Origin of the sequence: Streptococcus sp. NLN76 (genome assembly GCF_015686645.1) — a bacterium.
Classification (GTDB): domain Bacteria; phylum Bacillota; class Bacilli; order Lactobacillales; family Streptococcaceae; genus Streptococcus.
In genome coordinates this window covers 63,981-75,698 of sequence record NZ_JADPMS010000002.1, presented here as the reverse complement: position 1 = coordinate 75,698, position 11,718 = coordinate 63,981, and the positions used below count along the sequence as shown (strand labels likewise).

11 protein-coding genes and 1 pseudogene are annotated in these 11,718 nt (G+C 40.5%); 8 read left to right on the top strand and 4 right to left on the bottom strand.

Features of this window, described 5'->3' with window-relative positions; genetic code table 11:
- Positions 1-145, bottom strand: a 145-nt coding sequence (locus I1A59_RS00875; protein WP_196090939.1) for a transposase, incomplete at its 3' end; no start/stop codon positions are given.
- A gap of 372 nt (positions 146-517) precedes the next feature.
- Here I1A59_RS00875 and I1A59_RS00870 point away from each other — a divergent pair.
- Both I1A59_RS00870 and I1A59_RS00865 read left to right on the top strand, forming a co-directional pair.
- Positions 518-799, top strand: a complete 282-nt coding sequence (locus I1A59_RS00870; RefSeq protein WP_196090938.1) for a type II toxin-antitoxin system RelB/DinJ family antitoxin — start codon at positions 518-520, stop codon at positions 797-799.
- A 3-nt stretch (positions 800-802) separates the two neighbouring features.
- Positions 803-1,075, top strand: a complete 273-nt coding sequence (locus I1A59_RS00865) for a type II toxin-antitoxin system YafQ family toxin (RefSeq protein WP_196090937.1) — start codon at positions 803-805, stop codon at positions 1,073-1,075.
- A 67-nt stretch (positions 1,076-1,142) separates the two neighbouring features.
- Here the strand turns inward: I1A59_RS00865 and I1A59_RS00860 are convergent, their stop codons facing one another.
- Positions 1,143-2,690, bottom strand: a complete 1,548-nt coding sequence (locus I1A59_RS00860) for a peptide chain release factor 3 (RefSeq protein WP_196090936.1) — start codon at positions 2,688-2,690, stop codon at positions 1,143-1,145.
- Positions 2,691-2,793: 103 nt separating this feature from the next.
- Positions 2,794-3,501 (bottom strand): glucosamine-6-phosphate deaminase, encoded by a 708-nt coding sequence (locus I1A59_RS00855; RefSeq protein ID WP_196090942.1) that lies wholly within the window; start codon positions 3,499-3,501, stop codon positions 2,794-2,796.
- A gap of 322 nt (positions 3,502-3,823) precedes the next feature.
- Here I1A59_RS00855 and queA point away from each other — a divergent pair, with 322 nt between their 5' ends.
- The 4 genes and pseudogenes from queA to I1A59_RS00835 form a co-directional block, all read left to right on the top strand.
- The gene (gene queA / locus I1A59_RS00850; protein ID WP_196090935.1) at positions 3,824-4,852 is read left to right on the top strand and encodes a tRNA preQ1(34) S-adenosylmethionine ribosyltransferase-isomerase QueA; all 1,029 of its coding nucleotides are present in this window, start codon (positions 3,824-3,826) and stop codon (positions 4,850-4,852) included.
- A gap of 476 nt (positions 4,853-5,328) precedes the next feature.
- Positions 5,329-6,060 carry an ABC transporter ATP-binding protein gene (locus I1A59_RS00845; protein ID WP_196090934.1) on the top strand — a complete coding sequence of 244 codons (732 nt, stop codon included), beginning with the start codon at positions 5,329-5,331 and terminating at the stop codon, positions 6,058-6,060.
- Positions 6,061-6,071: 11 nt separating this feature from the next.
- The gene (locus tag I1A59_RS00840) at positions 6,072-7,397 is read left to right on the top strand and encodes a beta-carotene 15,15'-monooxygenase (protein ID WP_196090933.1); all 1,326 of its coding nucleotides are present in this window, start codon (positions 6,072-6,074) and stop codon (positions 7,395-7,397) included.
- A pseudogene (locus I1A59_RS00835) lies at positions 7,394-7,468 on the top strand (S-adenosylmethionine:tRNA ribosyltransferase-isomerase); the annotation flags it as partial. The gene I1A59_RS00840 and the pseudogene I1A59_RS00835, both read left to right, overlap by 4 nt.
- 83 nt (positions 7,469-7,551) lie before the next feature.
- Here I1A59_RS00835 and I1A59_RS00830 read toward each other — a convergent pair.
- Positions 7,552-8,097, bottom strand: coding sequence for a TetR/AcrR family transcriptional regulator (locus I1A59_RS00830; RefSeq protein ID WP_196090932.1), 546 nt, complete (start codon positions 8,095-8,097; stop codon positions 7,552-7,554).
- Positions 8,098-8,217: 120 nt separating this feature from the next.
- On the opposite strand from I1A59_RS00830, the gene I1A59_RS00825 reads away from it, so the two are divergent.
- Positions 8,218-8,919: an ABC transporter ATP-binding protein gene (locus tag I1A59_RS00825; RefSeq protein WP_196090931.1), complete on the top strand. Its 702-nt coding sequence runs from the start codon at positions 8,218-8,220 to the stop codon at positions 8,917-8,919.
- A gap of 12 nt (positions 8,920-8,931) precedes the next feature.
- Positions 8,932-11,718 (top strand): ABC transporter permease, encoded by a 2,787-nt coding sequence (locus tag I1A59_RS00820; protein ID WP_196090930.1) that lies wholly within the window; start codon positions 8,932-8,934, stop codon positions 11,716-11,718.

Here is an 11,718-nt window from a genome sequence, read left to right as displayed (position 1 = left end):
TAGACTGTCTAATCCATTTATCAAAGGTTGAGGGAGTCAAATCATACTGTTCGATAATTTCACTGCGTCTTTTACCTGCTCGATGAAGATCTACGATTTGTTGTTTGAATTCGTCACTGAAATGACGGCGGGTACGCCTAGCCATAATATTCTCCTTTTGATTCAATTTTAGAAGAGTTTATAATTTCTGTCTAGTTTAGTGTAACCCATCCAGACACGAAGAGAGGAGTTTTTAGAGGTGCCCTTTACTAACGTTTTTCAGTCACTCTATAAATTCAAGTTCAGAAAAAGGACTATTAGAAGAGCAACCCATAACTCGTTCAAGCTATCTTTCCTTGCTGGTAAGTTCAACACGTTTTAATCCACTAAAAAATACACAAGCTTCTTGTATCACAAGAGTTCTAGCTACTCTTCTAAATTATCTTGATTTGTAATCTCTAATAAAAGAGCCAACGCACAAAAAATGGTTGCAAATGTTACACAAACGGAGTACAATTTGACTTAGGAGGTGATTTCTATGGCAAAAACTGCAAATATTAATTTAAGAATTGAACCTACTTTGAAAAAAGAGGCTGAAGAGCTCTTTGGAAGTTTTGGCATCTCTGTTACAGATGCGATTAATATTTTCCTTAATACTGCAATTATGCAAGGTGGATTTCCATTTCAAATTCGGCAACCTAGATACAATAAACCGACAGAATTAGCAATAGAGGAAGCCCGACGTATTATTGCTGGTGACCTTCCTAGTCAATCTTATTCGGATTTTTCAGATTTTCTGAATGACTTGAATGAGGAATAGCTCATGTTAGAGCTCAGAACCACTTACCAATTCCGAAAGGATATTAGACGAATCCAAAAACGTGGAGGTAATTTACTTAAATTGGAAGCAGTTTTAAGTAAACTCCAGCAAGAAATAGAACTAGATAAAAAATATCTCGACCATCCTCTAAAGGGAAATTATCAGGGTTTTAGAGAATGTCATATTGAACCCGATTGGCTCCTCATCTATGCAATTGATAGAGGACACCTCATTTTAACTGCAACACGAACAGGTAGCTATTCCGATTTATTTTGATTTCGAAAAAACACTTCAAGGCTTTGTGAGCGCTTGAAGTGTTTTTGTGTCTATAGTTTCTTGTATCCTACATCTTCTCTTCGAGTTCTACATCTGGATATTTATCTGCGAACCAGCGTAGAGCGAAGTCGTTTTCAAAGAGGAATACGGGCTGTTCGAAGCGGTCCTTCGCCAGAATATTCCGGCTGGAGCTCATGCGTTCGTCCAGGTCCTCTGGTTTGATCCAACGGACGGTCTTTTTACCCATTGGGGACATGACAACTTCCGCATTGTATTCATTTTCCATCCGGTGTTTGAAAACTTCAAATTGCAGTTGACCGACTGCCCCTAGCATATACTCACCGGTTTGGTAGTTGGTGTAGAGCTGGATGGCCCCTTCTTGTACTAGTTGCTCAATTCCCTTATGGAAGGACTTCTGCTTCATGACATTTTTAGCAGAAACTTTCATGAAGATTTCCGGTGTAAAGGTCGGGAGGGGTTCAAATTCAAACTTGTTTTTCCCAACGGTCAAGGTATCCCCAACCTGATAAGTACCAGTATCGTAGACCCCGATAATGTCCCCAGCCACGGCGTTTTCAACTGTTTCACGAGACTCTGCCATAAACTGGGTAACATTGGACAGTTTCGCCCCTTTTCCAGTTCGCGGTAGGTTAACGGCCATACCCCGTTCGAACTCCCCTGATACAATGCGCACAAAGGCAATTCGGTCACGGTGCCGCGGATCCATATTGGCCTGAATTTTAAAGACAAATCCTGAGAAATCTGGTGCATCCGGCTGGATCATCTCGCCTTCGGTTGTCTGATGACCATGTGGTTCTGGGGCAAATTCAAGGAAAGTTTCCAAGAAGGTTTGGACCCCAAAATTCGTAAGGGCTGATCCGAAAAAGACTGGGGTCAGGTCCCCGGCCAAGATAGCTTCCTCGGAGAAAGGATTTCCAGCTTCACTGAGCAACTCCACATCTTCTAGCACCTGTTGGTAGAAAGGATTGTTCCCCAACCCGTGACTCTCAGCTTGCTCAAACTCGATAAAACGCTGTTCCCCTTTATACAACTCAATCCGCTTATGGTGAAGGTCGTAGAGCCCTTCAAAACTTTTTCCCATCCCAATCGGCCAATTCATTGGATAAGAAGCAATTCCCAGAACTTCCTCCAACTCCTCCAGCAAATCGAGGGGCTCGCGACCATCTCGGTCCAACTTGTTAATAAAGGTGAAAACGGGAATATTGCGGTGTTTCACAACCTCAAAAAGTTTCTTGGTTTGGGCCTCAATCCCCTTGGCGGAATCGACAACCATCACAGCTGCGTCCACTGCCATCAAGGTCCGATAGGTATCTTCAGAGAAGTCCTCGTGTCCCGGGGTATCTAGGATATTGACCCGCTTGCCAAGATAGTCAAATTGCAGGACTGATGAGGTAACGGAGATTCCCCGTTGCTTCTCAATATCCATCCAGTCAGACTTGGCAAAATTTCCAGTCTTCTTCCCTTTTACCGTACCGGCCTCACGGATCTCGCCTCCAAAATAGAGCAATTGCTCGGTAATGGTTGTTTTCCCCGCGTCCGGGTGACTGATAATGGCGAAGGTCCGTCGCCGCTTCATTTCATCAATACGTGACATCACTGTTTCCTTCCGATTTTTTCTGCCTTACTAGTATACCATGTTCCGCAAAAGTAGACAAAATAGAAAAGCCCTCCGATTGTGGCATCAGGAGGGCTGAGCATTAGTCTTCCAATTTGGAAAGGGCTGCGTCATCTGCAAAGATATAAACTTCTGGGTGGTTTTGTAAAATGCTGGCTGGTAATTCTTCTGTCACAGGACCATTCACGGCACCTGCAATCGCATCTGCCTTATCAGCACCGTAGGCAAAGAGAACAATGGTTTTAGCTTTCATAATATCGCTGATTCCCATCGAAATAGCCTTGGTTGGAACATCTTCAATCTTATCAAAGAAACGGGCATTGGCTTCAATTGTAGATTCTTGTAAGTCCACCACCTGTGTTTTTTGATCAAAGGAAGTGCCTGGCTCGTTAAACCCGATGTGACCATTTCGGCCTATCCCAAGGATTTGTAAATCAACTGGATGTTCTTCCAAGATTTCTTGGTAACGGGCTAATTCCACATCTAAGTCAGCAGCTTCCCCATTTGGTAAGTAATTCGCCTTAAATGGTTTTACTTGGAAGAGATTTTCTTCCATAAAATAACGATAGGATTGAGGATTATCTGCCGCTAGTCCAACGTACTCATCCAGATTCACACTGGTTAAATGAGAAAAATCAAGATCACTAGCCCGAACTGCCTCATAAAAACCGAGAGGGCTGCTACCTGTTGCCAATCCTAGTGTTTGAGCACCTGCAACAAGTTTCTCCTTCAAAATAGCAAGGGCCTCTTGCCCACCTTCTTCTTGACTTGCGACACGAACAACTTTAATCATGAGTCTTCCTCCTTGTGTTTTCCTAATCTTATTGTATGGTATAGACCAATTTTTGTCAACTGGTATAGACCGATTTTTTGGAAATAATTTTCAGGTTACTTCTGCTCTAAAGCGTGCTATAATGATTCCTATGTTAGAACTTGTTGCTTTTCTCTTTCTGGCAGGGATTCTGCTTTTTCTAGCCCTTTATTTTTGGGGCTACAAAATGAAGGCTTGGTTGGTTTTTTTCTTGAGCTTTCTGGCCTTTCTTTTGGTGAGCACACCTTTCCTGCTTCTGCTGTACTATTTCTTTTTATTTTATCAACTATAAGGATCCAATATGAAAACTAGTGATTTTGATTTTGAATTACCGGAAGAGCTGATTGCTCAGGTTCCACTCGAGGATCGCTCCTCCTCCCGCTTACTGGTCTTGGACCGGGAGAGTGGGGAGATGACGGACAGCCATTTTGACCATCTGATTGACTACCTGAATCCAGGCGATGCGCTCGTTCTCAACAACACGCGCGTGTTGCCCGCTCGTCTCTATGGGCAAAAGACAGAGACCGGTGGTCATGTGGAACTCCTGCTTTTGCAAAATACAGAAGGCGATCAATGGGAGGTTCTTGCTAAACCCGCCAAACGACTGAAAGTTGGCGCTCGGATTGAATTTGGAGACGGCCGCCTTCAAGCTGAAGTGATCCAAGAATTGGAGCACGGCGGTCGCATCATTCAATTCCAATATGAGGGAATCTTCTTGGAAATTCTAGAGAGCCTCGGCGAGATGCCTCTTCCTCCTTATATTCATGAAAAATTAGAAGATCGTGAACGCTACCAGACCGTCTATGCGAAAGAAAATGGCTCTGCCGCCGCCCCAACCGCGGGACTTCACTTTACACCAGAATTGTTGGAAGCCATCGCAGCTAAAGGTGTTCAAATCCACTACCTCACCCTCCATGTTGGACTCGGAACCTTCCGCCCCGTATCCGTAGAAGATGTGGAAGCCCACGATATGCATTCGGAATACTACACCATTTCAGACCAAACAGCCCAAGCCTTGAATCAGGTGAAAGAAGCCGGAAACCGAGTCGTCGCTGTCGGCACCACCACCATCCGAACCCTGGAAACCGTTGCCCGAGACAACCAAGGCAAACTCGTTGGAGCCAGTGGCTGGACCAACATTTTCATCAAACCTGGCTACCAGTGGCAAGTTGTAGACGCCTTCTCAACCAACTTCCACCTACCAAAATCAACCCTCGTCATACTGGTCTCAGCCTTTGCTGGCCGCGAACAAACCCTAGCAGCCTACCACCACGCCATCCAAGAAGGCTACCGCTTCTTCAGCTTTGGTGATGCCATGTTTATTCATTGAGAATAGTGACAGCAAAATACCCCACTCTAAACAATTAAAAATAGCTTAGAATCAATGTGTTTAAGACACAATTCTAAGCTATTTTCTATTTTTAAGACTTGTTTCTAATCTCTTTTTCTAATTTCTAAAAAACTGATATCTCATACCAACTTAACTTCAAAATCAGAATACTCGAATAATTTCGAAAAAATGACGAGGAAAGGCTACGATGGTAGAACTAATGGTTCACCTAGGAGCCTTGACAATGTCAGATTTTGAAATTAAAAGAGTATCAAATAAAATACATATTTCTTAAGACCTAGCACTTATGTTTTTTCGTGCTAGAAGTAGTATAATGTTGTTGAAAGCGCTACAAAATTGAGTCTTCTTATTTTAGAAAACAAAAAACAAATTCTTTATTCAACCCCAAGAGTTGCCACGCTTACCTATAGCCTCGTTCAATGTACACAATATAGCCTGAAAATCGGGAGGTTTTTATGATTAAAAATTTGGCAGTATACGCAACCAATGTAACAAAAGATTTTATGATTGATAAAAACAAAAAAATATCAGTACTAAAAGGAATCTCATTGTCTGCTAATTATGGCGAGTTTATCTCTATACTAGGTATCAGTGGTTCTGGAAAATCAACCTTACTTAGTTGCTTATCCAGTTTATCACGACCAACTAGTGGGGAAATTTTGATCAATGATATAAATCCTTATTCCTTGAACGATCGTAAATTGGCCTTATTTAGACGAAAGGATATTGCTGTTATCTTTCAAGACTATAATCTTGTTCCAGCCTTACCCGTATTAGAAAATGTCACCTTGCCGCTTAGGCTCTCTGGTAAAAAAATAGCAGATGATCAAATCAAAAGTCTTTTAAAAAGTCTAAATTTTGAAGCGGATATAACTGCAAAAGTAGCTAATTTATCTGGTGGAGAACAACAAAAAGTTGCCATTGCTCGCGCAATACTCACGGACAGTAAGGTTATTTTTGCTGACGAACCTACTGGAGCCTTAGATAGTATTTCTAGACAATTAATTTTTGAGGCCCTTAAAAATTTCGCAATTAGTGGGAAGTGTGTTCTCATGGTTACACATGATATTGAATTGGCTTCTATGACCGATAAATCTCTTATTTTAAAAGACGGTCGCATATCAAAAGTTATCCATAGACCAACTGCTGAAAAACTTTATCAAGCACTTGAAACTATCAATGAGTGAGGTGAGAAAATATGTTGAGACTCATTTGGTATCAATTTCTCTATTCAAAAAAGCAATGGCTTGGGACAATACCTCTTCTTTTCACTGCTAGTTTAATCATTGGGGTATCTTTAATAGGCACAACAAGCTCATCATCTTCAATTGTAGCTGCACCAATACAACTTTTTCAAATGTTGCTAATTTTTGGTGGAACAACCCTATTCTTCCTAATCTCCAATATTATTAGGCTACTTATGAATATTTTTCAACAAGATCACCAGTTGTGGACTATATTAGGGGCAAATAAGAAACAGCTCTCCTTATTAGTATCTGGGCAATTTTTTCTCATGGCTTTAATCATAAGTATTTTTGGGACCTTCTTAGCCTTCCTTGTCGTTGATGATTATTACAGTTTTCTACAATTCTTCCTCGGTCAAGATGAATTACCAAATTTATTTTTTAATGCATCATTCCTCACCTTCATTATTAGTAGTCTAATTGTTCCAACAATTGTTGGCTTTGGAGCTTATTTTTATTCGCTACGTTTTTTAGAAGCAGATAAGCAGTTCGAAAATAGGCCTCAAAAGAAAAAAATCTTACATTTAATAACCAAACTCATAAACATTTTACTTGTCGCTACTCTCTGGGTTCTATGTGCCTTTTATATCACATCTGATGTGTCTGATAGATCTCCGGAGCAAATACTCCCCCAGTCTTCCGGGATACTTTACTTACTCATACTTCACTTGTTTATTATTCAAATCATTTCTCCGCAAGTACAAATACTAGCGTTAAGAATCATCCATAAATTTTTCAACTCGAAACACTATGCATATAATACTGGATTCTGGAATTTACTCCAAAACCCAAACTATTTAAAGAGTCTACAAACCTCTCTAACTATGGGAGTGACTCTCACTTCTGGTTTTATGATCTTTACACAAAATATGTATGTCTTTGCAGGTACAGAAAACGCCATTTATGAAGCACGAGCTTCCTTTATTGCATACATGCTTGCACCAATTCTTCTCATTCTTGCTAATACGATTTCTATTAGTATCATATCATCAAACCAAGATTTCAAAGAGATTATCCAACTTCAAATATTAGGAACTTCAAAGCAACAGTTGCTAAAAATAAGGCTAACGGAGTCAATTTTTCACGCTTCTATCATTATCCTTGTTTCGACTATTTTTAATTTTATAATCATTTATTTTGTTCATTATATCGCTAAGCTGTTCGGGCAGGGAATCATTGCATATTCTGGTTTGTGGTTACCTAGCCTAACTATTCTTATTTCGATAATTGTATTTTACATGGTTATAAAAGGTATATTTATCATTAAAAATAAAATCTAGCAGCCTACCACCACGCCATCCAAGAAGGCTACCGCTTCTTCAGCTTTGGTGATGCCATGTTTATTCATTGAGATTTTAAAAATAAGATAAGAAGCAAAAGCCACAAATCAGCCTAAGCTCGATTTGTGGCTTTTTATGCTAAAAAATCCAAGATTTACAACCATTCATCAAATTTAGAAACACGGAGAATCATATTCGTTACTTCTTCTATCTCTTCAGTAGCCCCGCCCTGTAACCACCGACTAATAATCGATTCAATACTAGCAGCAAGAATCCCCAGTGCATAATCTTGAGGGATGTCGTACATCTGTGTCACGCGCTTTTTACCATTTGGTGCCCAGTCCACTAAAACCAAAACAAATTCTTTCATTGTTTCTGAAAAATTGGCATAGCTAGATTGGGAAACAGCATAGAGAAAGGCAAAATCACTTTGGATGTATTCCAAAGCTTCTCGAATAATCTGCCGAGGCTTCTTGTCTCCGTCTGTCAGGATGACTTTTAAATCCCCTATTGTCTCCTCCTTTAATTGATCCATCATATCAAATTTATCCAGATAATGCAGGTAAAAAGTTCCACGATTAATACCTGATTTTTTGCAAATTTTGCTAACGGAAATATCCTCAAAGCGTTCCTCATTCAATAAAAGGGTAAGTGCTTCTTTGATATAGCTCTTGGTTAAGGTCTGTCTTCTCTGAGTCATTCTATCTCCTTTCTTAAATCAACAAATTCGGCAAGATTGATGATTGTTTTCCTCATCATTCAACTATATACTAAAGTGGTAACTAAATCAACAATGTGTTTATTTAAGAAAGGAAACAAGATGTCTTATATTGAAATGAAACATAGTTTCAAACGTTACCAGGTTGGAGAATCCGAAATTGTCGCCAACAATGATATTAACTTTGAAATTGAAAAAGGAGAGTTAGTCATCATTCTTGGATCCTCAGGTGCTGGAAAATCGACCGTTCTTAACATCCTTGGTGGGATGGATACAAATGATGAAGGCCAGGTCATCATTGACGGGACAGATATCTCCAATCATAGTGCCCATCAACTCACAAAATACCGACGAGAGGATGTTGGTTTCGTCTTTCAATTCTATAACTTAGTTGCCAATCTGACAGCCAAAGAGAATGTGGAACTTGCATCAGAAATCGTGGAGGACGCTTTGGATCCAGTCCATACTCTCAAGGATGTGGGCTTGGAGCATCGGATCCATAATTTTCCCGCACAGCTATCAGGTGGTGAACAACAGCGGGTGGCTATCGCACGTGCAGTTGCCAAAAACCCAAAAATCCTACTCTGTGATGAACCAACGGGTGCCCTTGACTACAAAACTGGTAAGCAAGTTTTGCAAATCTTACAAGACATGGCTCGAAAGAAAGGTTCGACCGTTATTATCGTCACCCATAATGGGGCTCTGGCTCCTATCGCAGATCGAGTAATCCGCATGCACGATGCCAAAGTTCAGTCGATTGAATTAAATCCTGAACCGCAATCCATCTCTGAATTAGAATACTAGAAGGAGCGTACCATGGCTTCAAAAACTTATTGGAAAGATATCCGACAGTCCTTTAGTAGCTCAAAAGGACGTGTTCTATCCATTATCTCTCTCATGGCACTAGGGTCCTTTGCTCTGATTGGTCTAAAGGTGACACCTCCCAACATGCAATCTACAGGGGAACACTTTTTTAGACAGCACCAGGTCGCTGATTTATATGTTTTCAGTAATTATGGCTTAGATAAAACAGATCAAGAATTATTAGACAGTCTTGAAAATCAGGCTGTTGTGGAATATGGCTATTTCAAAGATGTAGTCTTAAAGAACAGCACTGATGCCATTCGAATCTTCTCAACGCCCGATCAGTTATCCACTTATGATTTGGTTGAAGGGACTTTGCCCAGTGAATCGAACCAGATTGCCCTAACTGCACCCCTACAAAATCGCTATAAAATCGGTGACACCATCACAATCGAGGAAAAAGAGGACTCAACTTCAAATAGCTTGAAGCACAAAACCTTCACCATCAGCGGTTTTGTCAATTCATCTGAACTCCTCTCACGTGTCAACATGGGTCAAAGCACAGCAGGCAGTGGAGAATTACGTGGCTATGCCGTGATACCTCCTCAAGCCTTTAACTCAGATGTCTACATGCTAGCTCGTATCGCCTATTCGGATTTATCCTCCTTAAGCCCTTACGATGATGCCTATTTAAATCAGGTTCATGATTATAAGGACGAAATTCAAAAATTGGTAGCCGATCAGCCAGATCAGCGTCTTGCGGAACTAAAAAAGGAAGGACAAGCAAAAGTCGATCAGGGACAAACGCAAATTCAAGCGGCCAAAGCTCAACTCAAGGCAACTGAAAAGCAATTGCGAGATGCCGATACTGAGCTTGGGCAGATGGAACAAGAATTGGCACTTGCCCAGAGTCAACGAGACCTTCTAAGTCCTGAGCAACTTCTGGCATTGGATGCAAAAAGCCAAGAATTAGATGCTGCAAAAAAAGAATTTGCCAGCAAACAGACTGCTTTTGAGAAAGAAAAACCAAAAGCAGAGTCAGACATCAAAACCAAGGAAGAAGAATTAGCTCAGGCTCAAGACAAGCTCGATAACTTAGCTAGTCCCACCTATGCTGTCTACACCCGACGGGAAATTCCCGGTTCTGAAGGCTATGTATCCTATGAAAATAATGCCTCCATTATCAATTCTGTTGGGAATATTTTTCCACTTGTGCTCTACTTCATTGCTGCCATGGTAACCTTTACAACGATGGCTCGCTTTGTTGATGAAGAGCGCTTAAAAATGGGAACCCTCCGAGCACTTGGATATGATAAAAAAGAAATCATTCGCAAATTTGTGATGTACGGTGCTGTCACTGGGATTTTAGGAACTGTCATTGGAACAATTTTGGGACATACCCTACTTCCGTCCATTATTTATTCTACTTACAGTCAAAAGATTGTCCTAGCACCTATGGAACTTCACTTTTACCCTGGAAAAACTCTTTTAGCACTATTACTGGGGCTCTTAAGTACTGTTCTTCCCGCCTATCTAGTCGCACGCAAAGCATTAACTGAGCAACCCGCACAACTTCTCTTACCCAAACCACCTGTTGCAGGAGAAAAGATCCTTTTGGAAAAAATCCAACCACTGTGGACTCGTTTGAGTTTTACTCAAAAGGTTACTGCTCGAAACATTTTCCGTTATAAGCAACGGATGTTCATGACTATTTTTGGAGTTTGCGGCTCCATTGCCTTGCTATTTGCTGGACTAGGAGTTCGCTCTTCGATTGCTGACCTAAACAATCGTCAGTTTACCGATTTGATTAAATACGACATGATTGTCGCTACTCAAGAAACGAATTCAACTCAAGAAGAGAGTGCTTTTGATAAACTCTTAAATGACAAAGCCATAAAAAGCTCCATGCCGGTTCATTATGAAAAAGTTACCAAGGTGGCAGGTGAAAAGCAAGACCAACAGTCCATCACCCTGTTAGCTGCAGACGATCAAAATAAGAAGGAATTCGAAAATTATATACACCTTGTGAATCGTCAAAGTCAAGAGTCTTTAGAATTACCTTCTGAAGGTGCTCTCATTTCTGAAAAATTAGCTCAAATACTTGATTTGCAAGTTGGTGATTCCTTTACAGTCGAAACAGGTGATCAACAATCCATAACAATCAAAGTCTCCGGAATTATTGAGATGTACATGGGACACTTTATTTTCATGAATACAAACGCCTATGATCAGGCTTTTAAAACACCGGCACTCGAAAACGCTAGCTTAATTCGACTTCAAAACACAAGTAAAGAAGAAACGAATCGCATGGCAAATGAGTTTATGAAACTAGATAATGTGCAAGGTGTCGTACAAAATACAAGTCTAAAAGAACAAGTCACCACCATCGTTCAGTCCCTCAACCGCGTCATGATTGTTTTAATTGCCACGTCCGTACTTCTTGCGATCGTTATTCTATATAACTTGACCAATATCAATGTCGCCGAACGAATCCGTGAACTATCCACTATTAAAGTACTCGGATTTTATGACAAAGAAGTTACCCTCTACATTTATCGTGAATCTATCTATCTCTCTATTTTCGGAATTCTCTTAGGTTTCCTAATGGGAAGATGGCTACATGCTTACATGATTCAGATGATTCCACCTGAATTCATCCTCTTTAACCCACATTTAGGAGCTATCATTTACATTATTCCTGCCTTCGTCATCATTACGATCCTCGTTCTCCTAGGTCTCATTGTAAATCAATGGCTCAAAAAAGTAGATATGTTAGAAGCACTAAAATCAGTTGAATAA